Below are 21,992 nucleotides of genomic sequence, written 5' to 3'. Positions count from 1 at the left end.
CAGGATGGAGGCATGGGATTCACAGTCGATTCCGAAGCCGGGCGGCTCACCCGCGTCATCCTGCACCGGCCGGATCTCGAGCTCAAAAGGCTCACCCCGAGCAACAAGGACGCCCTTCTCTTCGACGACGTGCTGTGGGTGCGCCGGGCGCGCGCCGAGCACGACGGGTTCGCCGACGTGCTCCGCGACCGCGGAGTGGCCGTGCACCTCTTCGGCGACCTGCTCACCGAGACCCTCGACGTCCCGGCGGCCCGGCGGCTCGTCCTGGACCGGGTCTTCGACGAGAAGGAGTACGGAGTGCTGGCCACGGACCATCTCCGGGCCGCCTTCGAGACCCTGCCCGCCGGTGAACTCGCCGAGGCCCTGGTCGGCGGCATGACCAAGCGGGAGTTCCTCGACGCGCACCCGGAGCCGACCTCCGTGCGCTTCCACGCCATGGAGCTGGACGACTTCCTGCTCGGTCCGCTGCCCAACCACCTCTTCACCCGGGACACCTCGGCCTGGATCTACGACGGCGTCTCCATCAACGCCATGCGCTGGCCCGCCCGGCAGCGCGAGACGGTCCACTTCGAGGCGATCTACCGGCACCATCCGCTGTTCCGCGACGAGACGTTCCACCTGTGGTCCGAGGGACAGGCCGACTACCCCTCCACCATCGAGGGCGGCGACGTCCTCGTCATCGGCAACGGCGCGGTACTCATCGGCATGAGCGAGCGCACCACGCCGCAGGCCGTCGAGATGCTCGCCCACAAACTGTTCGCGGCGGGCTCCGCGCGCACGATCGTGGCCCTCGACATGCCCAAGCGGCGGGCCGTCATGCATCTGGACACCGTGATGACCATGGTGGACGGCGACACCTTCACGCAGTACGCCGGGCTCGGCATGCTCCGCTCGTACACGATCGAGCCGGGCGCGGGGGAGAAGGACCTGAAGGTCACCGACCATCCGCCGGAGCACATGCACCGCGCGATCGCCGCCGCGCTCGGCCGTGGGGAGATCCGGGTCCTGACGGCCACCCAGGACGTCCACGCCGCCGAACGCGAGCAGTGGGACGACGGCTGCAACGTCCTGGCCGTCGAGCCGGGCGTCGTCGTCGCCTACGAGCGGAACGCCACCACCAACACCCACCTGCGCAAACAGGGCATCGAGGTGATCGAGATCCCGGGCAGTGAGCTGGGGCGGGGCCGGGGCGGCCCGCGCTGCATGAGCTGCCCGGTGGAGCGGGAGCCGGTATAGCGGGCAGCACAGCGGACTGCCCAGCGGGCTGTATATAAATTCAGAAGTTCGTATAGACTTCCAACAGTCAGTCCCCGACCCGTACCTCTGGAGCGCCCCCATGGCGACAGTCCCGACCGCCCTCGCCGGCCGCCATTTCCTCAAGGAGACCGACTTCACCGCGGACGAGTTCCGCGGCCTGGTCGAGCTGGCCGCGGAGCTGAAGGCGGCGAAGAAGGCCGGGACCGAGACACGGTATCTCCAGGGCAGGAACATCGCGCTGATCTTCGAGAAGACCTCGACGCGCACCCGCTGCGCGTTCGAGGTCGCCGCCGCCGACCAGGGTGCCTCGACGACGTACCTCGACCCCGCCGGCTCGCAGATCGGTCACAAGGAGTCCGTGAAGGACACCGCGCGCGTGCTGGGGCGCATGTTCGACGGCATCGAGTACCGCGGCGACAGCCAGCAGAAGGTCGAGGAACTGGCGGCCTACGCCGGCGTCCCCGTCTACAACGGCCTGACCGACGACTGGCACCCCACCCAGATGCTCGCCGACGTGCTGACCATGACCGAGCACAGTGACCGGCCCCTCACCGGGATCACCTTCGCCTACCTCGGCGACGCCCGCTTCAACATGGGCAACTCCTACCTGGTCACCGGCGCCCTGCTCGGCATGGACGTACGCATCGTCGCCCCGAAGTCCTACTGGCCCGCCCAGGAGGTCGTCGACCGGGCGAAGACGCTCGCCGAGTCGAGCGGGGCGCGCATCACGCTCACCGAGACCCTGGACGAGGGCGTAAGCGGCGCCGACTTCGTCGTCACCGACGTCTGGGTCTCCATGGGTGAGCCCAAGGAGGTCTGGGACGAGCGGATCAAGTCCCTCGCCCCGTACGCGGTGACCATGGACGTCCTGCGCGCCACCGGCAACCCGGACGTGAAGTTCCTGCACTGCCTGCCCGCCTTCCACGACCTGGGCACCAAGGTCGGCCAGGAGATCTTCGAGGCCCACGGGCTCGACTCCCTGGAGGTCACGGACGAGGTCTTCGAGTCCGCGCACTCGGTCGTCTTCGACGAGGCGGAGAACCGGCTGCACACCATCAAGGCGGTCCTGGTCGCCACGCTGGCCTGACCAGCCCGGCTATTCTGACCGGCGGCCCCGGAGCCACCCCTTCCGGTGCCGTCGGCCGCGACCACCGTCGCGCCCCCCGCACCACCAGAAACGAGCACCACCCGCAATGCCCGCTTCCCGCATCAAGTCCCCCCACCTCCTCGTCGCCGAATCCGGCGCCGACCGCGAAGGCCATGGCCTGAAGCGCACCATGGGACTGTTCCAGCTCGTCTGCTTCGGCGTCGGCGCGATCGTCGGCACCGGCATCTTCGTCGGCCTGTCCGACTCGGTCGCCGAAGCCGGCCCCGCCGTCGTCGTCTCCTTCATCCTCGCCGCGATCACCTGCGTGTTCACCGCGTTCGCCTTCGCCGAGCTGGGCGGCGCGATCCCGGTCTCCGGCTCCTCGTACTCCTTCGCCTACGCCGGACTCGGCGAGCGGACCGCCTTCCTGGTCGGCTGGTGCCTGCTCCTGGAGTACGGCGTGTCCGTCTCCGCGGTCGCGGTCGGCTGGAGTCAGTACGTCAACGAACTGCTCGACAGCGTCCTCGGTATCCAGCTGCCGCACGCGCTCTCCGCGGGTCCCGGCGACGGCGGGGCGGTCAACCTGCCCGCGGTGATCGTCATCGCCCTGGCCTGTGTGCTGCTGGTGCGCGGCGTGCGGGAGAGCGCCCGGGCCACGGCCGCGATGGCGGTCCTCAAACTGGCCGTCCTGATCGCCTTCTGCGCCGTCGGCTTCTACGCCTTCAAGGACGGCAACCTCAGCCCGTTCTCCCCGGCCGGTCTCGGCGGCATCGGCGCCGGCACCACCGCCGCCTTCTTCTCGTACATCGGCTTCGACGCGATCACCACCGCCGGTGAGGAGGCCAAGAACCCGCGCCGGGACATCCCCATCGCCATCCTGGTCTGCATCGGCCTGGTCACCCTGCTCTACTGCGCGGTCGCCGTCGCCGCGATCGGCGCCGTCGGCGGTGACGCGGTCGGCGACCGGCCCGCCGCGCTGTCGTACGTCGTCAACGAGGTCACCGGCTCCACGGTCGGTGGCGGCGTGGTCGCCTTCGGCGCGGTCGTCGCCATCGCCTCGGTGGTGCTCGCCGTGATGTACGGCCAGACCCGCATCCTGATGTCCATGTCCCGCGACGGCCTGATCCCCCGCGTCTTCGAGAAGGTCTCACCGCGCACCGCGACCCCCGTCGCCGGCACGCTCATCGTCGGCGTGGTCTTCGCCCTCCCGGCCGCCTTCGCCCCGCTGGACGCGGTGGTCAACCTGTGCACCATCGGCACCCTCGCCACCATGGCCGCCGTCAACGTCTCCGTGATCGCGCTGCGCCGCCGCGAGCCGGGCCTCGCCCGCACCTTCCGGGTGCCGCTCTACCCGGTGACGCCGCTGCTCGGGGTCGGTTTCTGCCTGTACCTGATCTACGAGACGGGCGCGGCGACCTGGCTCCAGTTCGCGGTGTTCCTCGCGGTGGGCCTGCTGGTGTACACCGCCTACGGGCGCCGCCACTCCCGCCTCGCCCGGGCGGAGGTCACTCCGGAGAGCGACGCTGAGCGGGTACCGCGGGAAGTCTGAACCAGACGGCCTTGCCGGACCCGGTGGGCCGGTGGCCGCAGGACGAGCTCAGGGCGCGGATCAGCAGGAGACCGCGCCCGTGCTCCTGCCAGGGGTCGGGCGGCTCCACGCCGGGCAGGGTGAGGTCGCCGGGCGGTACCGGGTCCGGGTCGTGCACCTCGACCTGGCAGCCGGTCGGCATCAGCTCCACCACCAGCTCGATCGGCGACCCGCCGGCGGTGTGCTCGACGGCGTTGGCGACCAGCTCCGCCGTGAGCAGCTCCGCGGTGTCGCCGTCGGCCGTGTGCTCCAGCTCGGCCAGCGCCGTACGGACCAGGGCACGGGCCACCGGCACGGCCGCGGCGGAGTGCGGCAGTGCGATGCGCCAGGAGGCGGGGGCATGGGAGCGATCGTGCACGGCTGGTCCGTTCCGGAGCAGGCTGTCGTCCTGTCCTGCTTTCAACCTTAGGAATGGTACGGCGCCGCCCGGCAGAGCCGTTCGACGGGCACCTCGCGGGACCTTCGGCCCCGGTACCGGGCTGCCGATACCGGGCTGCCTACCCAGGTGAACGCCGTCCCCCGCACGGATGCTCCCGCTGTTACCGCGCTATTGACGTCCGGTGACTTCCGGCGGACCCGGCTATCGCGCACTCGTGACGACAGTCACGAAGAGGTGATAGCTTCGAGTCGTATCGACATGCAGCCAGACGTAGCGCTCAGTGAGGCCGAGGCCGTGCCCGCCCTAGGAGGCCGCCCGTCATGAGTCCCTTCACCGGCTCCGCCGCCCCCACCCCCGACTGGCGGCACCTGCGCGTCGATCTCACCGACGGCGTCGCCACCGTCACCCTCGCCCGCCCCGACAAGCTCAACGCGCTGACCTTCGAGGCCTACGCCGACCTGCGCGACCTCCTCGCCGAGCTGTCGCGGTCGAGATCCGTACGCGCCCTGGTGCTGGCCGGCGAGGGACGCGGCTTCTGCTCCGGCGGTGACGTCGACGAGATCATCGGCGCCACCCTGTCCATGGACACCGCCCAGCTCCTGGACTTCAACCGGATGACGGGCCAGGTGGTGCGGGCGGTACGGGAGTGCCCGTTCCCGGTGATCGCGGCCCTGCACGGCGTCGCGGCCGGGGCGGGCGCGGTCCTCGCCCTGGCCGCCGACTTCCGGGTCGCCGACCCGTCCGCCCGCTTCGCCTTCCTCTTCACCCGCGTCGGCCTGTCCGGCGGCGACATGGGCGCCGCCTATCTGCTGCCCCGCGTCGTCGGCCTCGGCCACGCCACCCGGCTGCTGATGCTCGGCGAACCGGTCCGGGCGCCCGAGGCCGAGCGGATCGGCCTGATCAGCGAGTTGACCGACGAGGGCCGCGCCGACGAGGCCGCCCACGCCCTGGCCCGCCGCCTGGCCGACGGCCCGGCCCTGGCGTACGCCCAGACGAAGGCCCTCCTCACCGCGGAACTGGACATGCCGCTGGCGGCAGCGGTGGAACTGGACGCCGCGACCCAGGCCCTCCTGATGAACGGCGAGGACTACGCGGAATTCCACGCCGCCTTCACGGAGAAGCGCCCCCCGAAATGGCGAGGGAGGTAGGCGGATGCTCTCGACCCGGGCAAGTGCAGCCGACCCAGGGGCGCGGGGCGGTGTCGATCAGCGGCTCCGCCGCGGGGCGCGAGCCACCACAACGGCGCCGCAGCCGCACGCGAGGACAAGCCACCCCCTGAACGCGGCGATCATCGGCGGCGGCCCCGGCGGCCTCTACACCGCCGCCCTCCTCAAACGCCTCGACCCCGACCGCCAGGTCACCGTCTGGGAACGCAACGCCCCCGACGACACCTTCGGCTTCGGCGTCGTCCTCTCCGACGAGACCCTGGGCGGCATCGAACACGCCGACCCGGCGGTCTACGCGGCCCTGCGGGCCGACTTCGTCCGCTGGGACGACATCCACATCGTCCACCGAGGCACCCGCCACACCTCCGGAGGGCACGGCTTCGCCGCCCTCGGCCGCCACCGCCTCCTGGAGATCCTGCACGAGCGCTGCCACGCCCTCGGCGTCGAGCTGCGCTTCCGCGCCGAGGCCCCGGACCCGGCCCGGCTCGCGGAGGCCTACGACCTCGTCGTCGCGGCCGACGGGGTGCACAGCGCCACCCGCGAGGCCTACCGCGACGCGTTCCGGCCCACCCTCACCGGCCACCGCTGCCGCTACGTCTGGCTGGCCGCCGACTTCGCCTTCGACGCCTTCCGCTTCGAGATCGCCGAGACCGAACACGGCGTGATGCAGCTGCACGGCTATCCGTACGCGGCCGACGCCTCGACCGTCATCGTGGAGATGCGCGAGGAGGTCTGGCGGGCGGCCGGCTTCGACGCACTGGACGAAGCCGAATCCACCGCCCGCTGCGCCAAGATCTTCGCCGACGCCCTCGGCGGCCGGCCGCTGCGGTCCAACAAGTCGGCCTGGACCACCTTCCGCACGGTGGTCAACGAACGCTGGTCGCACGGCAACACCGTCCTGATCGGCGACGCCGCCCACACCGCCCACTTCTCCATCGGCTCCGGCACCAAGCTCGCCGTGGAGGACGCCCTCGCGCTCGCCGCCTGCCTGGAGGAGCGGCCGTCGCTCCCCGAGGCACTCGCCGCCTACGAGGCGGAGCGGCGCCCCGTCGTCGCCTCCACCCAGCGGGCGGCCCGGGCCAGCCTGGAGTGGTTCGAGGACATCTCCCGGTACCTGGGACAGCCGCCCCGCCAGTTCGCCTTCAACCTGCTCACCCGGAGCCGCCGCGTCACCCACGAGAACCTGCGGCTGCGCGACGCCCGCTTCACCGGCTCCGTCGAGCGCGAGTTCGGCTGCCCGCCCGGCACCCCCCCGATGTTCACCCCGTTCCGGCTGCGCGGCCTGACCCTGCGCAACCGCGTCGTCGTCTCCCCGATGGACATGTACTCGGCCACCGACGGCGTGCCCGGCGACTTCCACCTGGTCCACCTGGGGGCCAGGGCCCTCGGGGGCGCCGGGCTGGTGATGACCGAGATGGTGTGCGTCAGCGAGGAGGGCCGCATCACCCCCGGCTGCGCGGGCCTGTACACCGGACGGCAGGCCGAGGCGTGGAAGCGGATCACGGACTTCGTGCACGCGCAGGCGCCCGGCACCGCGATCGGCGTGCAGCTCGGGCACAGCGGCCGCAAGGGGTCGACCAGGCTGATGTGGGAGGGCATGGACGAACCGCTCCCCGACGGCAACTGGCCCCTCGTCGCCGCCTCCCCGCTGCCGTACAAGCCCGGCGGCCAGATTCCGCGCGAGCTGTCCCGGGCGCGGCTGACGGACCTCCGGGAGCAGTTCACGGCAGCCGCGGTCCGGGCCGCCCGGGCCGGTTTCGACCTGCTCGAACTGCACTGCGCCCACGGCTATCTGCTCTCCGGCTTCCTCTCCCCGCTCACCAACCTCCGCACCGACGCCTACGGCGGCTCACTGGAGAAGCGGCTCCGCTTCCCGCTGGAGGTCTTCGACGCCGTACGCGGTGTGTGGCCCCGGGAGCGGCCGATGACGGTCCGCGTCTCCGCCACCGACTGGGCCGAGGGCGGTACGAGCGCCGAGGAGGCCGTGCGGATCGCCCGCGCCTTCGCGGCGCACGGCGCCGACGCCGTCGACGTGTCCACGGGGCAGGTCGTGGCCGAGGAACGGCCGGAGTTCGGGCGGTCCTATCAGACGCCGTTCGCGGACCGTATCCGGCACGAGGCGGGCGTTCCGGTGATCGCCGTGGGCGCGATCTCCTCCTGGGACGACGTCAACTCGCTGATCCTGGCCGGCCGCACCGACCTGTGCGCACTCGCCCGGCCCCACCTCTACGATCCGCACTGGACGCTGCACGCGGCGGCCGAGCAGGGCTACGCGGGGCCGGGTGTCGTGTGGCCCGCGCCGTACCGGGCGGGCAGCCGCCGCCCGGTGACCGGCCGCACCGACGTCCCCAAACCCCGGCTCACGCTGCACGGCCCGCGTCAGGACGTGTAGCCCCAGGCCGCGCACATCGCGCGCAGCCGCTCGGGGATCTCGTCCTCCTTCGGCAGCGCGCGCCCCGGCTGCACGGTGCCGGTGCGGATGTTGTCGCGCCAGTCGCCGAGCCCGCGGACCAGTTCGCGGCCGGTCCTCCTGCCGTAGTTCAGCATCGCCGGCGCGTAGTCGACGCCGAGGAACGCGCACAGGCGGCGCATCTCCCGTTCGGGGTCGGCGGTGATGTCCTCGTAGCGCACGGCGAAGCCGTCCGGGTCGGCGGTGCGGGCCTCCTCGACGGCCGTCATGTAGCGCAGTACGTCGGTGACGGCGGTGTCGAGCGGCCGTTTGACGGGGTCGGTCTCGTGCCAGGAACGGGCGATCGACTCGGGGTGGCGCAGCAGGAAGACGAAGCGCGCGTCGGGCCAGGCGTCCTTGAGGCGCCGGTACATGTACGCGTTGGCCGGGGTCTTCTCCACGATGAAGTCCTTGCCCGCCTTGACCAGTTCACGGTGCATCACGCGGTCCCACAGGAGGTGCTCCAGGTCACCTCGCTCCAGACCGAGGGCGCCCATCGCGCGCTCGGAGAACCAGTTGGTGCAGGTGACCTCCAGCCGGCCGATGTGCAGCTCGTGCGGGGCGTGCAGCCGGGGGTGGGCGCCCAGCATCATGCGCAGCAGGGTGGAGCCGGAGCGGATGGACGAGATGATGAAGACGGGCTGCCGCAGCAGCCGTTCGGTCGCCAGTTCCCCGGCCGACGGACATCGGTACGTGACCGTGGGCCGCTCCGCGGGTTCCGGCGGGGCGGACCTCTTCCCCTTCGCCGCCCGGGGCGCTCTCCGTACCTGGAGGCCGGTGGTGGCGGTGAGGGCCCGGTTCAAGTTGCGCGCGAGACTCATGGGTCCGCACGGTAGGTGAGAAACCTGAGAAGAGGGTCTGAGGAGGCTGAGGGTTCCCTGATCGCGGACAAGTGTGATGTGAGTCACTCGCCGGGGTTCGTGGGCGCCCCGGGCGCCGCGTAGGCCGCGCCCGCGTCGCGCAGCCGCTCGTGCAGGGCCCGGAAGACGGCCGCCGAGCGCCTGCCCGGCCAGTCCTCGGGCAGCAGCCGGTCGGGCAGCCCCGGGTCGGCGTAGGGCAGGTGGCGCCAGGAGTCCAGGGCGAGGAGGTAGTCGCGGTAGGCGTCCTCGGGCGGGGTGTCGGTCCGGCGTTCCCAGTCGTGCAGCACGCGCGCGTGGCGGTCGAGGAACGCCTCGTGCTCCTTGGCGATCGCGGCCAGGTCCCACCAGCGCGCCGCCGCCTCGGCGGTCGGCGTGAAGCCCAGGTGCTCACCGCGGAAGAAGTCCACGTAGGAGTCCAGGCCCAGGCGGCTCAGCGCGTGCCGGGTCTCCTCGTACAGGCGGGCCGGGGCGATCCACACGCCGGGGGCCGCGGTGCCGAAGCCGAGGCCGGCCAGGCGGGAGCGCAGCACGTGCCGCTTCTGCCGCTCCGACTCGGGCACGGAGAACACGGCGAGCACCCAGCCCTCGTCCTCGTAGGGTGCCGTGGCGTAGATGCGCCGGTCGCCGTCCTCCAGCAACTGCCGTGCCTCGGTGGAGATCTCGTACCCGGCGGCACCCTCGGCGGTACGGGCGGGCAGGAGCAGCCCGCGCCGCTTCAGCCGGGACACCGACGAGCGCACGGAGGGGGCGTCCACCCCGACCGCGGCCAGCAGCCGGATCAGCTCGGCGACGGGCACCGGGCCCGGCGCGAAACGGCCGTACGCGCCGTAGAGCGTGACGATCAGGGATCTCGGGGCGTGCTGCGCGTGCTGGTCGGACACGTTGATCATCTTATGTCCTCGGCTTATGTCCTCGGCTTTACCCCTGGTCGCCCCCGGGACGATCGGGTGGGGTCAGGAGCCGGTAACGCTGGAGCTTGCCCGTCGCCGTGCGCGGCAGCGCCTCCAGGAAGACGATCTCGCGCGGGCACTTGTACGGCGCCAGCTCGGCGCGGAGGAACGCGCGCAGCGCGTCGGCGTCCCGCTCGGCGCCCTCTTTCAGCACGGCGTGGGCCACCACGACCTGTCCGCGGTGCGCGTCGGGCCGGCCCACCACGGCCGCCTCCACCACGTCCGGGTGCCGCAGCAGCGCGTCCTCCACCTCCGGTCCGGCGATGTTGTACCCGGCGGAGATGATCATGTCGTCGGCGCGGGCCACGTACCGGAAGTACCCGTCGGGCTCGCGGACGTAGGTGTCCCCGGTGATGTTCCAGCCACCGCGCACGTACTCCCGCTGCCGCGGATCGGCGAGATACCGGCAGCCCACCGGTCCGCGCACCGCCAGCAGCCCGGGCTCCCCGTCGGCCACCGGCGCGCCGTTCTCGTCCTGCACGCGCGCGTGCCACCCCGGCACCGGAACACCCGTCGTGCCGGGCCGGATGTCCCCGTCGGCCGCGGAGACGAAGATGTGCAGCAGCTCGGTGGCGCCGATGCCGTTGATGATGGAGAGGCCGGTGCGCTCGTGCCAGGCCCGCCAGGTGGCCGCGGGCAGGTTCTCGCCCGCCGAGACGCAGCGGCGCAGGCATGTCACGTCGTACGCGTCCAGCTCGTCGAGCATCGCGCGGTACGCCGTCGGCGCGGTGAACAGCACCGACACCCGGTGCTCGGCGACGGCCGGCAACAGCTGCCTGGGACCCGCCTGTTCGAGCAGCAACGCGCTCGCCCCGGCCCGCATCGGGAAGACCACCAGTCCGCCGAGCCCGAAGGTGAAGCCGAGCGGCGGACTGCCCGCGAAGAGGTCGTCGGCGTGCGGCTTGAGGACATGCCGGGAGAACGTGTCGGCGATCGCCAGCACGTCGCGGTGGAAGTGCATGCAGCCCTTGGGGCGCCCGGTGGTGCCCGAGGTGAAGGCGATCAGCGCCACGTCGTCGGCCGCGGTGTCCACGGCCGTGTACGGGGCGTCCGGCGCCGTGCCGTCTTCCGCGCGGGTCAGCAGGTCGTCGGGCGCGTCCCCGCCGTACGCGGTGATCCGCAGCCCTGGAATCTCCGCCTTGGCGAGGTCGTCCACGGCCCGGACGTCGCACAGGGCGTGGCGCACCCGGGCGATCTCGCAGATGGCGCGCAGCTCGTGCGGGCGCTGCTGGGCCAGCACGGTGACCGCCACCGCGCCCGCCTTCAGCACCGCCAGCCAGCAGGCGGCCAGCCACGGGGTGGTGGGGCCGCGCAGCAGCACCCGGTTGCCCGGGACGACGCCGAGGTCGCCGGTGAGGAGATGGGCGAGCCGGTCGACGCGGGCCCGCAGCTGCCCGTAGGTCCAGTCGCCGCCGGACGCGGTGCGGAAGACCGGGCGGTCGTCGGGCGGGCCGGTGAGCAGCTCGGCGGCGCAGTTCAGCCGGGCGGGGTAGCGCAGTTCCGGCAGGTCGAAGCGGAGCTCCGGCCACTGGTCCGGGGGAGGGAGGTGCTCGCGCGCGAAGGTGTCGACGTGGGCGGAACGGTGCGGGTCCGCGCGGTGCGGATCTGCCATGGCGGTTCGCCCCCTTTGTCGTGGTGGGCTCGCGCAACGAGCGTATCGTGTTGGTGACGACAGTCAACGGTGCGCGATAACCTTGAGCGTGGCCCAGCGGGCACGGGAGCCGGGCAGGGGAGCAGGGGAAGGGACCGGCGATGACCGCATTCTCGCTCGAACCGGCACAACTCGCCTGGTGCGCCGAGCTGCGCGCCCTCGCCGCCGAACGGCTGCGCCCGTTGGCCGGGAAGAGCGAACCGGGCCGCGTCGACCGCGCCCTCCTCGCCGAACTCGGCGCCCTCGGCCTGCTGCCCCGCCTGTTCACCTCGGGCGCGCTCGACCTGTGCCTGATGCGGGAGTCCCTCGCCCACGCCTGCACCGAGGCCGAGACCGCCCTCGCCCTCCAGGGCCTCGGCGCCCACCCGGTGCACGCCCACGGCACCGAGGCCCAGCGCGCCCACTGGCTGCCCCGGGTGAGCGACGGCAGCGCGGTGGCCGCCTTCGCCCTCAGCGAGCCCGACGCCGGCTCGGACGCGGCGGCGCTGAGGCTGAGCGCGGAACCGGACACGGGGCGGGCTGCCGGCGGGGCGTCGGGTGACGCGGGGCGCCGCGGGGTGTCGGGTGGCGCCGGGCACGGCGGGTCATCGGGAGTCGCCGGGCACGGCGGTGAGCCGAATCCACCGGCCCCGGACGCGGCGCGGCCCTCCGCCGGGTCCGCCGGGCAGCCGCCACAGCCCGGCGTTCGGCCGGGCGCCTCCCGGGCTCCCGGACCTCTGGCCGCCGACCGCGACGGCTCCGCCGCATGGCGGCTCACCGGTGAGAAGTGCTGGATCTCCAACGCCCCCGAGGCCGACTTCTACACCGTCTTCGCCCGTACCACTCCGGGCGCCGGCGCCCGCGGCGTCACCGCCTTCCTCGTGCCCGCCGACCGTCCCGGCCTCACCGGCACCCCCCTCGACATGCTCTCCCCGCACCCCATCGGCGCCCTCGCCTTCGACGGCGTGCCCGTCACCGCGGACGACGTGCTCGGCGAGCCGGACCGCGGCTTCCGGGTCGCCATGGACACCCTCAACCTGTTCCGGCCCAGCGTCGGCGCCTTCGCGGTCGGCATGGCACAGGCCGCCCTGGACGCCACCCTCGCGCACACCACGGCCCGCGACGCCTTCGGGGGCAAGCTGCGCGACCTCCAGACCGTCTCCCACCAGGTCGCCGAGATGGCCCTGCGCACCGAGGCGGCCCGCCTGATGGTGTACGCGGCGGCGACGGCGTACGACGAGGGCGCACCGGACGTCCCGCGGCGCGCCGCGATGGCGAAACTCCTCGCCACCGAGACCGCCCAGTACGTCGTCGACCAGGCCGTCCAACTGCACGGCGCCCGCGCCCTGCGCCGCGGCCACCTCCTCGAACACCTCTACCGCGAGGTGCGCGCCCCCCGCGTCTACGAGGGCGCGAGCGAGGTCCAACGCGGCATCATCGCCAAGGAGTTGTACCGAACGCTGGACGCGACGACGAAGGAGGCCGGGACATGACCGCCGAACGGGTGAACCCGCCCGAACTCTCCCCGCCCACCGGCTTCTCCCACGCCGTCGTCGCCACCGGCACCCGCGTCGTGTTCCTGGCCGGCCAGACCGCCCTCGACACCGAAGGCAAGGTCACGGGAGACACCCTCCACGCCCAGTTCGAACTGGCCCTCACCAACCTCCTGACCGCCCTGCGCGCCGCCGGCGGCACCCCCGCCGACCTCGCCCGCGTCACCGTCTACGCCACGGACGTCGCCGCCTACCGCGCCCACGCCGCCGACCTCGGCCGCACCTGGCGAGAGCTGGCGGGCCGCGACTACCCGGCGATGGCGGTCGTGGAGGTCGTACGCCTGTGGGACGAACGGGCGTTGGTGGAACTCGACGGATTCGCCGTACTGCCGTAGGCCCCACTGCCGTAAATCCCGTGCCCGCCCTAGAGTTCCGCCATGCCGGACATCGAACTGAGCGCGGGAACCATCGAGTACGAGGACACCGGCGGTGACGGCCCGGTCGTCGTCCTCCTCCACGGCCTCGTCCTCCCCCACGCTCGGCTTCGCTCGCGCGGGCGGTGCCCCCATCGCGACCGTCTGGCGCGGGGTCCTCGCCGACCTGCGCGCCGACCACCGGGTCATCGCGCCGACCCTGCCCTACGGCGCCCACCGCCGGCCCATGTCCCGGCCGCCCACGCCGGACCTCGTCAACGAACTGGTCGCGGAGTTCCTCGACCGCCTCGACCTGACAGACGTCACCCTGGTCGAGAACGACTGCGGACGGGCCCAGACGGTGGCGGCGCGGCATCCGGAGCGCCTCGCGCGGCTGGCGCTCGTGGCGTGCGAGGCGTTCGACAACTACCCGCCCGGACTGCCCGGGAAGATGATCGGCGCCGCCTGCCGGGTGCCCGGCGGCGTGTCCCTGCTGGTGCGCCCCCTGGGGCTGAAGCCGCTGCGCCGCCTGCCCGTCGGCATCGGCGCCCTCACCAAGCGGCCCGTGCCGGACGAGATCGTCGACGGCTGGCTGCGCCCGCTGCGCACCGACCCGGCGATCCGGCGCGACTTCCGGCACTACGGCACGCACGTCCGCCGCGACGAACTCCTGGAGGCCGCCCAGGGATTGCGGCGGTTCGACCGGCCGGCGCTCGTCGTCTGGGCCCTGGAGGACCTGATGATGCCCCGTGCCCACGGCCGCCGCCTGGCCGAACTACTCCCGCAGGGACGGCTGGTGGAGGTCGAGGACGCCCGGACGCTGATCGCCGAGGACCAGCCGGAACTGCTCGCCTCCCTGCTGCGGGAGTTCATCGCCGAGAAGGGCTGAGCGGCGCCCGGCGGGGCGGTCCGGGGCGGTCAGGCCGCCATCGTCAGGCGCCCCGCGGACAACCGGTGCGGCGCGACGGCCCGGCCGTCGGGTCGCAGCTCACCGGTGTCGTCGAAGACGATCGTGCCGTCGCACAGCAGGTTCCACCCCTGCTCGGGATGGGCGGCGACGACGTGTGCGGTCACGCCCCGCGCGGCGGGGGAGTCGACCGCGGGGCAGGAAGGCCGGTGGGTACACATGGCGCACCTCCACGTCGGAGACCGTCCCGTCGTCGGGACCGTCGCATGAGAAGACCGTGCGCCCGGCGGGAAGTCATCGCCAATACCCGGACGGCAAGCGTGACAACACCCGGACAACCCGGCGACGGTTCCACGACGGCCGACGCGGACTCGCCACCGAAGGGGTGACGGTCACCGCCGTCGGCCCGTCCGCCCGGTACCAGTGGAACCCCCCATTCCGACCGACCGGGAGGTACCCCATGCCCGTACGATCCGCAGCCCTCGCCACGGCCGCCGGCGCCGCCCTGCTCCTGCTGGCCGCCCCCGCCGCGACCGCGGCCCCCCACGACGCCCGCTTCGTCGCGGAGTCGGTGACGGTCGACCCGACCGGACGCCTCGCCGCGGACGGCACCGTCACCCTCTCCGGCACCTACCGGTGCACCGCCGGCACCGGCCCCGTCTTCGTCAGCTCCACCGTGAGCCAGAGCGACCCGTCGGTCCGGCACGGCATCGGCGGTACCCGTGCGGTCTGCGACGGTCTGGAGCACCGCTGGGTCAACACGGGCACGCCCTCCGGCAACGCCCTGAAGCCCGGCGCGGCCCACGTGGAGGCCACCCTGATGGAACTGCGGCCCCTGGGCGGTCTGCCGCTCCCGAGCTTCCACGCACGGCACGGCCAGGACGTGACCCTGACCGAGGGCTGACCCCGACCGGCCGAAGCCGGCGGGCCCCGGACCGGGGGCCGGCCGGCTTCGGGGTCCCGGGCGCAGGGGACATCGGGCCGCGCGGACCGACGGCGCCGATTGCGGAGGAACCGGGCGCCGTCTCCCGCTCAGGGCCGCTCCTGGGCCCCGTCGGACCGCGACGAGTGCGGGGGAGGCCGCCGCTGGTTGGGCAGGGACACCGCATCCGGGGCCGCGGCCTTCCCCGCGTCGTCGCCCGGATCAGACGAGGACGGGGGGCGCTGGCGGTGGCGCGGCACCGCTCGCCGGGGCGGACGGGTGAGCGTGATCTGGCGGACGATCTGCTGGAAGCAGACCAGCGACGCCAGTCCCGGCAGGGCCGCGGCCGCACCGTCGCTGACCGTTCTGGGCGCCTGGGCGATGCACAGCAGCATTGCGATGGCCGAGAACAGCAGGACCACCGCCCACGAGTGGACCGCGCGGCGTTGGTGCAACGCGGACCGCAGGACGGCCAGCGACGCCACCAGCCAGGGTCCGTACACCAGCAGCGGCCACCAGGACACGACGCTGCCGCGAGTGCGGGTCACGGCTGCCAGGCGCAGCGGTTCGTATGCCACCATGCCGCCGAACAGGCTCACGGAGGCCGCGATGACCGCGGCGAGCGCCGCGACGAAAAGGCTCGCGGCGCGCAGCCGGCTCACCTTCCCCTTGCGGACTCTGCGGTGGCTCGCGGGGGATTCTCTCAACGGTGGCAGTTCCGCCGTGATTTCCTGCAGATTGCTCAGCGGCGTGCCCGGCACCGGGGCGATCGCCGACGTCTCCGTCGTCCCGTGCACGACGGTGGTCCGCTGTTCCATCGCGTCCTGGAGCAGGAACGCGAGTTCTTCGGCCGGGTCCCAGCCGGGGTCCGGCGGGACCAGGGTCTCCTGGAACGCTTCCTCGGGCGCCCGGTGCCGTCCGGTGCCACCCGTCGATCGGAACGCGCCTTCGCCGTAGGGCATGTGGTGGTGGGTCTGTTCCTCGTGCACGACGCCCGGTTCACTCCGCCCGGGTGCGGCTCAGGGACCCCTGGGACCGCCTCCACCGCTCGGCGAGGCTGGTCTCCAGTTCGGTCATGACATCCAGGAAGCGTTGCAGTACCGGCTCGGTCACACGGAGCGGGACGGGGAGCCCGCCTCTGGTCAGAGTTCCGTCGCTCGGTGACGGACAGTGGTTTCTGCCGGGCCTGTAAATGTAGGGGCCAAGCGTCACCAATTCCCCGTATTCCTCTGTCATATCCGAAGTAACGTCTGCCTACTCCGTCGGATGCGCGGCAGTCGAGTGAACGGTTTCTGCGATACTTACCCAATCCCGAATTCACACCGGCTCGAAAGTAGCGCTGTACGAAAAGCGGGAAATGCCGCGTGCGGAGTGCGGAGTGCGGAGTGCGGTGGTGCGGGGTGCGGGGTGCGGGGTGCGGTGGTGCGGGGTTCACGGGGGTTCGCAGGGGGTCACGAGCAACAGGCGCATCCCGGCCCGCAGCCGCACGCGTCCACCGCCGGGTGGGCTGTGGGCGCGCAGCAGCCCTTCCCCTGCCAGGCGTCGCGGCCTTCCTTGACGGCGACGGCGGAGATGACGAGGGCGGCGACGGGGTCGGCCCAGGACCAGCCGAGGGCGGCGTTGAGGATCAGCCCCACGAGGAGGACGCCGGAGAGGTAGGTGCACAGCAGGGTCTGCTTGGAGTCGGCCACCGCGCTGGCGGAGCCGAGTTCGCGTCCGGTGCGGCGCTGGGCGGCGGAGAGGAAGGGCATGGTCGCGAGCGAGAGGGCGGCGATGACGATGCCCGGGACGGAGCGGTCGGCCTCGCCGGTGCCGGCCAGGGCGCGGACGGCGTCGATGCCGACGTAGGCGGCGAGAGCGAAGAAGGAGACGGCGATGATCCGCAGGGTCGTCTTCTCGCGTGCCTCGCGCAGGGCGTGGTCGCGGGCGGAGAACTGCCAGGCGACCGCGGCGGCGGACGAGACCTCGATGACGGAGTCGAGGCCGAAGCCGACCAGTGCGGTCGACGAGGCGAGGGTGCCCGCGGTGATCGCGACGATCGCCTCGACGACGTTGTAGGCGATCGTCGCGGCGACCAGTAGCCGTATCCGCCTGGTGAGCGTGTCCCGGCGGGCCGGTGACGGACCCAGGGATGTCGCGGTCATCAGCAGCATCCCTGGTCTGCGGCGTCGGGGCAGGTCCTGTCCGACTCGACCGCGACCACCGCGGTGAGGAGGTGCTCCAGGGCGTGGCCGAGGCGCTCGTCGGCGAGTTCGTAACGGGTGCGGCGCCCGTCCGGGACGGTGACGACGAGGCCGCAGTCGCGCAGACAGGCCAGGTGGTTCGACATACGGGTACGGGAGACGCCGAGGGCCTCCGCTAGGCCCGCCGGGTAGGCCGGCGCCTCGCGCAGGACGAGCAGGACGCGGCAGCGGATGGGGTCGGCGAGCGCGCGGCCGAAACGGGCCAGCACGTCGATGTCGGAGGCAACGGTCAGCACGGCATGACAGTACAGGGAAACGTGAATTCAGGAAAGTGTGGATGATGGTGTGCGGCGGCGAGGCCCGCTACCGCTGAGTCGGTCTCCCGGGCTCGTTCTCCAGTCGTTGCCGGAGCGTGGCGGCGAAGTCCTCGGCCATCGCCAGCCGGGCGCGCAGCGTTTCGCAGCGCGCGTCGGCCATCTCCCGGTAGGCGTCCAGCCGTTCCCGCAGCCGCTCCCTGTCCTCTCCGGCGGGAGCGTCGTCGGACGCGGCGAGCCGGTCGGTGATGTCCAGCAGGTCCCGCATCTCGTCCAGGGAGAAATCGAGCGGCTTCATGCGGCGGATCACCATCAGCCGGTCGACGTCCGCCGAGGTGTACAGCCGGAAGCCCCCCTTGCTGCGGGCCGAGGGAATAACCAGGCCGACTTCTTCGTAATGACGGATGGTGCGCAACGACAAACCGGTCCGCTCGGCCACCTCGCCGATCTGCATCTGCCGGTGTTCCGTCATCGCTTCGCCATCTTCCTGTCGTCGGCCTGATTTCGAATTGGTCGAGCGCGCCAGCCTGCGTGAGAACCCTCACGGGAACTCCCGCCTGCTTGCCTGTGCGTCACAAGCCGCCGCTCGCACTCTTCCCTCACGTTAGGGTAGAGTTCCGGACGTGTTCGCCCCCGCTGCTCAGTGCGCGGCAGGGGTCGAACCGCCGCGGCACAGGCCCCGACGGGCCCCTGGCGGCACCGAAGACTTCCAGGCAATGATGCCCGACCGGCGACCGAGGGGTTGCCGCCCTGTCCGGCAAGGCCCTCGCCGAGGTGGCCGGGCTGCCGGGGGATTCCGCACCTCTCGTGGGATCACGAACACCCTGCGCGCGTGTCCAGCGACAACGGACGCGTGCGCCCGAACAGGAACGGTTGCATGTCCTCACCGCTGTCCGCAGCTCCCAGGTTCCGCATGTCCAAGCCCGACTGGCTTGCCTCCCCGAAGGTCCTGCGCACCGAAGTGCTGGCCGGCCTGGTCGTGGCCCTGGCGCTCATCCCCGAGGCGATCTCCTTCTCGATCATCGCCGGTGTCGACCCCAGTATCGGATTGTTCGCCTCCTTCACCATGGCGGTCGTCATCTCCGTCGTGGGCGGCCGCAAGGCCATGATCTCCGCCGCCACCGGCGCGGTCGCGCTGGTCATCGCCCCCCTCAACCATGAGTACGGGCTGGGCTACCTGGTCGCCGCCGTCATCCTGGCCGGTGTCTTCCAGGTGATCCTGGGTGCCCTCGGCGTGGCCAAGCTGATGCGGTTCGTTCCCCGCTCGGTGATGGTCGGCTTCGTCAACGCCCTGGCCATCCTGATCTTCATGGCCCAGGTGCCGGAGATGCACGACGTCCCCTGGGCCGTCTACCCGCTCATCGCGGCCGGCCTGGCCCTCATGGTGTTCTTCCCCAAGGTCACCAAGGTGGTCCCGGCGCCGCTGGTCTCCATCATCGTGCTGACCGTGATCACCGTCGCGGCCGGTATCGCCGTCCCCACGGTCGGCGACAAGGGCGAGCTGCCCTCCTCGCTGCCGGTGCCCGGCCTGCCGGACGTCCCCTTCACCATGGACACGCTGACGACCATCGCGCCCTACGCCCTCGCCATGGCGCTGGTGGGCCTGATGGAGTCGCTGATGACGGCCAAGCTCGTCGACGACATCACCGACACCCGCTCGAACAAGACCCGCGAGTCCGTCGGCCAGGGCGTCGCCAACATCGTCACCGGCTTCTTCGGTGGCATGGGCGGCTGCGCCATGATCGGCCAGACCATGATCAACGTTAAGGTGTCCGGCGCCCGTACCCGCCTGTCCACCTTCCTGGCCGGCTCCTTCCTGATGGTGCTGTGCATCGTCTTCGGCCCGGTCGTCTCCGACATCCCCATGGCGGCCCTCGTCGCCGTCATGGTCATGGTCTCGGTCGGTACGTTCGACTGGCACTCCATCCAGCCCGGGACCCTCAGGCGCATGCCGCTGGGCGAGACCATCGTGATGGCGGCCACGGTGGTCGTCGTGGTCGCCACCGACAACCTCGCCATCGGCGTCGTCGTGGGCTCCGTCACCGCGATGATCATCTTCGCCAAGCGGGTCGCCCACCTGGCCAACGTCTCCGGCGTGGTCGACCCCGACGGCAAGCAGGTCGTCTACTCGGTCACCGGTGAGCTGTTCTTCGCCTCCTCCAACGACCTCGTCTACCAGTTCGACTACAAGGACGACCCCGACGACGTCGTCATCGACATGTCCGGCACCCACATCTGGGACGCGTCCTCCGTCGCCGCCCTGGACGCCATCGAGACCAAGTACGCCCAGCGCGGCAAGAAGGTCACCATCACCGGCCTCAACGAACCCAGCGCCGACATGCACCAGCGGCTGGCCGGACAGCTCACCGGCGGCCACTGAGCGTCGAGGCCGCCGCCGATGGCCGCGACGGCGGCCGTGTCCCAACGGTGGCCGCGACGGCGGCCGTGCCCCGACGGCGGCCGCAGCGACGGTCGTGCCCCGGCGGCCGTGCCCCGAGCGGAGCCGTGCCGTGCGGGGAGGTCCGCCAGGGCGGCGGCCCCGGGCGTAGAATCGGGCCCCGATATCGGCTTCGTCACTGCCGGAGGTGGGCCAGGGTGCGGGAGTTCCAGCGGGGCGCGGTGCGGCTGCACATCCTTCACCACGCGGCCGAGGAGGACATCCACGGCGCGTGGATGACCGAGGAACTGGCCCGTCATGGCTACCGGATCAGCCCCGGCACGCTGTATCCGACACTGCACCGGCTGGAGGGCGCCGGGCTTCTGGTCTCCGAGCAGCGCGTCGTCGACGGGCGGGCCAGGCGGGTCTACCGCGCCACGGAGGCGGGGAAGCAGGCCCTCGCCGAGGACCGCAGGGCCCTGGCGGAGCTGGCCCGGGAAGTCCTCGGCGCGGAGCTGCCGTAGGAGCCCCGTCGGCAGTCGACGGGGCGTGGCCGCGGCCGCACCCGTCCGGAGCCCTGGTAACCGACGACAACGCGGCAGATGTGCGAGCCACGCCCCGCGACGCCGGCATGATCCGAACGACCGGCGCTACGGTCTGCGGGCGGCGATCGACCGGCGTATCCAGTAGGCGGCGCCGCCGACGGCCAGCACCGCGGCTCCGGAGACGACCGAGGCCGACGGCAGGGCGAAGGCCAGGACCAGGCAGCCGGCCAGGCCGACGGCGGGGACCAGGCGGTGCGGGCGGCCTTCGCCGGGCCCGAGGGTCCAGGCGGAGGCGTTGGCGACGGCGTAGTAGGCCAGCACGCCGAAGGACGAGAACCCGATCGCGTCCCGCACGTCCACCGTCGCCGCGGCCACGGCCACTACGGCGCCGACTGCCAGCTCGGCCCGGTGCGGCACCTTGAACCTCGGGTGGACCGCGGCGAGCGCGTGCGGCAGGTGCCGGTCGCGGGCCATGGCCAAAGTGGTGCGGGACACGCCGAGGACCAGCGCGAGCAGCGAACCGAGCGCGGCGACCGCGGCGCCGACCCGTACGACCGGCGCGAGCCAGCCGGCGCCCGCGGCCTCTGCCGCGTCCGACAACGGCGCCGTTGCGTCCGCCAGTCCCTTCGTGCCGAGCACCGTCACAGCGGCCACGGCGACGACGGCGTAGACGATCAGGGTGATGCCGAGTGCGAGTGGGATCGCCCGGGGGATGGTGCGGGCGGGGTCGCGGACCTCTTCGCCGAGCGTGGCGATGCGCGCGTACCCGGCGAAGGCGAAGAACAGCAGGCCCGCCGCCTGGAGCACCCCGCCGAAGGAGGCGTCCGAGCCGATCCGCAGCCGCCCGGCGTCCGACGCGCCGGAGGTGAGGGCGGCGACGACCACGGCGGCGAGCACGGCGAGGACGACCACGACGATCGCGCGCGTGAGGAGGGCGGACTTCTGCACGCCCGTGTAGTTCACGGCCGTCAGCGCCACCACCGCCGCGACCGCGATCGCGTGCGCCTGGCCGGGCCACACGTATGAGCCGACCGTGAGCGCCATCGCCGCGCAGGAGGCGGTCTTGCCGACCACGAATCCCCAGCCGGCCAGGTAGCCCCAGAAGTCACCCAGGCGTTCACGGCCGTAGACGTAGGTGCCTCCGGAGGCCGGGTAGCGGGCGGCCAGCCGGGCGGAGGAGGTCGCGTTGCAGTACGCGACCACGGCGGCCAGGGCCAGGCCGAGCAGCAGACCGGAACCGGCCGCCTGGGCCGCCGGGGCGAGCGCGGCGAAGATCCCCGCGCCGATCATCGATCCGAGGCCGATCACCACGGCGTCCGGCACGCCGAGCCGGCGCCGCAGCCCGTCCGGTACACCGGTGGCGGTCGATGGCTTGCTCATGGGCACACTCCTCGGCGACCGAGGTCCGTACTTTACGGCCCCCGATATCGGAAGACGATATATGAGTCGCCGAGAGTCCCCCAGGAGCAGGC

General features: G+C 72.4%; 20 protein-coding genes and 1 pseudogene. 11 read left to right on the top strand and 10 right to left on the bottom strand.

Features of this window, described 5'->3' with window-relative positions; translation table 11 throughout:
- Window positions 1–12: 12 nt before the first annotated feature.
- From ACIQ6R_RS29055 to ACIQ6R_RS29045, 3 genes are all read left to right on the top strand, one after another.
- Entirely contained in the window at window positions 13–1,236 is a 1,224-nt protein-coding gene (locus ACIQ6R_RS29055) for an arginine deiminase (RefSeq protein ID WP_404181834.1), read from the top strand.
- A 100-nt stretch (window positions 1,237–1,336) separates the two neighbouring features.
- Window positions 1,337–2,344 carry an ornithine carbamoyltransferase gene (gene argF / locus ACIQ6R_RS29050; protein WP_404224503.1) on the top strand — a complete coding sequence of 336 codons (1,008 nt, stop codon included), beginning with the start codon at window positions 1,337–1,339 and terminating at the stop codon, window positions 2,342–2,344.
- Window positions 2,345–2,450: 106 nt separating this feature from the next.
- Window positions 2,451–3,893 carry an amino acid permease gene (locus ACIQ6R_RS29045; protein ID WP_404224502.1) on the top strand — a complete coding sequence of 481 codons (1,443 nt, stop codon included), beginning with the start codon at window positions 2,451–2,453 and terminating at the stop codon, window positions 3,891–3,893.
- On the opposite strand, the gene ACIQ6R_RS29040 is transcribed toward ACIQ6R_RS29045, so the two are convergent.
- Entirely contained in the window at window positions 3,850–4,290 is a 441-nt protein-coding gene (locus ACIQ6R_RS29040) for an ATP-binding protein (RefSeq protein WP_404181843.1), read from the bottom strand. The two genes, ACIQ6R_RS29045 and ACIQ6R_RS29040, sit on opposite strands and share 44 nt — an antisense overlap.
- A gap of 341 nt (window positions 4,291–4,631) precedes the next feature.
- Here ACIQ6R_RS29040 and ACIQ6R_RS29035 point away from each other — a divergent pair, with 341 nt between their 5' ends.
- Window positions 4,632–5,459, top strand: a complete 828-nt coding sequence (locus ACIQ6R_RS29035) for an enoyl-CoA hydratase family protein (RefSeq protein WP_404181846.1) — start codon at window positions 4,632–4,634, stop codon at window positions 5,457–5,459.
- A gap of 4 nt (window positions 5,460–5,463) precedes the next feature.
- Entirely contained in the window at window positions 5,464–7,869 is a 2,406-nt protein-coding gene (locus tag ACIQ6R_RS29030) for a bifunctional salicylyl-CoA 5-hydroxylase/oxidoreductase (protein ID WP_404181849.1), read from the top strand.
- Here the strand turns inward: ACIQ6R_RS29030 and ACIQ6R_RS29025 are convergent.
- The 3 genes from ACIQ6R_RS29025 to ACIQ6R_RS29015 form a co-directional block, all read right to left on the bottom strand.
- Complete coding sequence (locus tag ACIQ6R_RS29025; RefSeq protein WP_404181852.1) at window positions 7,857–8,747, bottom strand: sulfotransferase family protein; 891 nt, start codon at window positions 8,745–8,747, stop codon at window positions 7,857–7,859. The two genes, ACIQ6R_RS29030 and ACIQ6R_RS29025, sit on opposite strands and share 13 nt — an antisense overlap.
- A gap of 83 nt (window positions 8,748–8,830) precedes the next feature.
- Window positions 8,831–9,676: a PaaX family transcriptional regulator C-terminal domain-containing protein gene (locus ACIQ6R_RS29020; RefSeq protein WP_404224500.1), complete on the bottom strand. Its 846-nt coding sequence runs from the start codon at window positions 9,674–9,676 to the stop codon at window positions 8,831–8,833.
- Between the two features lie 28 nt (window positions 9,677–9,704).
- Window positions 9,705–11,411 carry an AMP-binding protein gene (locus ACIQ6R_RS29015; protein ID WP_404224717.1) on the bottom strand — a complete coding sequence of 569 codons (1,707 nt, stop codon included), beginning with the start codon at window positions 11,409–11,411 and terminating at the stop codon, window positions 9,705–9,707.
- 77 nt (window positions 11,412–11,488) lie between these two features.
- Here ACIQ6R_RS29015 and ACIQ6R_RS29010 point away from each other — a divergent pair, with 77 nt between their 5' ends.
- The 3 genes and pseudogenes from ACIQ6R_RS29010 to ACIQ6R_RS29000 all read left to right on the top strand — a co-directional run bounded on the left by ACIQ6R_RS29010 (window position 11,489) and on the right by ACIQ6R_RS29000 (window position 14,161).
- A complete protein-coding gene (locus ACIQ6R_RS29010; RefSeq protein WP_404224499.1) occupies window positions 11,489–12,859 on the top strand; it encodes an acyl-CoA dehydrogenase family protein in 1,371 nt (456 codons plus the stop codon).
- A complete protein-coding gene (locus tag ACIQ6R_RS29005) occupies window positions 12,856–13,254 on the top strand; it encodes a RidA family protein (RefSeq protein WP_404181861.1) in 399 nt (132 codons plus the stop codon). The genes ACIQ6R_RS29010 and ACIQ6R_RS29005 overlap by 4 nt, the downstream gene beginning before the upstream one ends.
- A gap of 42 nt (window positions 13,255–13,296) precedes the next feature.
- Window positions 13,297–14,161, top strand: a pseudogene (locus tag ACIQ6R_RS29000) (alpha/beta fold hydrolase).
- Window positions 14,162–14,190: 29 nt separating this feature from the next.
- Here the strand turns inward: ACIQ6R_RS29000 and ACIQ6R_RS28995 are convergent.
- Window positions 14,191–14,400 carry a DUF5999 family protein gene (locus ACIQ6R_RS28995; RefSeq protein ID WP_404224498.1) on the bottom strand — a complete coding sequence of 70 codons (210 nt, stop codon included), beginning with the start codon at window positions 14,398–14,400 and terminating at the stop codon, window positions 14,191–14,193.
- Window positions 14,401–14,639: 239 nt separating this feature from the next.
- Here ACIQ6R_RS28995 and ACIQ6R_RS28990 point away from each other — a divergent pair, with 239 nt between their 5' ends.
- Window positions 14,640–15,083, top strand: a complete 444-nt coding sequence (locus ACIQ6R_RS28990) for a DUF6299 family protein (RefSeq protein ID WP_404224496.1) — start codon at window positions 14,640–14,642, stop codon at window positions 15,081–15,083.
- Window positions 15,084–15,211: 128 nt separating this feature from the next.
- Here ACIQ6R_RS28990 and ACIQ6R_RS28985 read toward each other — a convergent pair whose 3' ends face one another.
- The 4 genes from ACIQ6R_RS28985 to ACIQ6R_RS28970 form a co-directional block, all read right to left on the bottom strand.
- Window positions 15,212–16,063, bottom strand: a complete 852-nt coding sequence (locus tag ACIQ6R_RS28985; RefSeq protein ID WP_404224715.1) for a hypothetical protein — start codon at window positions 16,061–16,063, stop codon at window positions 15,212–15,214.
- A 489-nt stretch (window positions 16,064–16,552) separates the two neighbouring features.
- On the bottom strand, window positions 16,553–17,245 hold the full coding sequence (locus ACIQ6R_RS28980; RefSeq protein ID WP_404224494.1) for a cation transporter: 693 nt from the start codon (window positions 17,243–17,245) through the stop codon (window positions 16,553–16,555).
- Window positions 17,245–17,580: an ArsR/SmtB family transcription factor gene (locus ACIQ6R_RS28975; RefSeq protein ID WP_404224492.1), complete on the bottom strand. Its 336-nt coding sequence runs from the start codon at window positions 17,578–17,580 to the stop codon at window positions 17,245–17,247. The genes ACIQ6R_RS28980 and ACIQ6R_RS28975 overlap by 1 nt, the downstream gene beginning before the upstream one ends.
- A gap of 67 nt (window positions 17,581–17,647) precedes the next feature.
- A complete protein-coding gene (locus tag ACIQ6R_RS28970; protein ID WP_404224490.1) occupies window positions 17,648–18,070 on the bottom strand; it encodes a MerR family transcriptional regulator in 423 nt (140 codons plus the stop codon).
- Window positions 18,071–18,475: 405 nt separating this feature from the next.
- On the opposite strand from ACIQ6R_RS28970, the gene ACIQ6R_RS28965 reads away from it, so the two are divergent.
- Both ACIQ6R_RS28965 and ACIQ6R_RS28960 read left to right on the top strand, forming a co-directional pair.
- Window positions 18,476–19,978: a SulP family inorganic anion transporter gene (locus ACIQ6R_RS28965; protein ID WP_404224488.1), complete on the top strand. Its 1,503-nt coding sequence runs from the start codon at window positions 18,476–18,478 to the stop codon at window positions 19,976–19,978.
- 215 nt (window positions 19,979–20,193) lie between these two features.
- Complete coding sequence (locus ACIQ6R_RS28960; RefSeq protein ID WP_404181885.1) at window positions 20,194–20,499, top strand: PadR family transcriptional regulator; 306 nt, start codon at window positions 20,194–20,196, stop codon at window positions 20,497–20,499.
- Window positions 20,500–20,625: 126 nt separating this feature from the next.
- Here ACIQ6R_RS28960 and ACIQ6R_RS28955 read toward each other — a convergent pair whose 3' ends face one another.
- Window positions 20,626–21,900, bottom strand: coding sequence for an APC family permease (locus ACIQ6R_RS28955; protein WP_404224486.1), 1,275 nt, complete (start codon window positions 21,898–21,900; stop codon window positions 20,626–20,628).
- Between the last annotated feature and the right edge of the window lie 92 nt (window positions 21,901–21,992).

The organism is Streptomyces sp. NPDC096048 (genome assembly GCF_044763415.1).
Lineage (GTDB): Bacteria > Actinomycetota > Actinomycetes > Streptomycetales > Streptomycetaceae > Streptomyces.
Note: the sequence above shows the minus strand (reverse complement) of the source record. Positions and strands in the feature narration are given on the sequence as shown.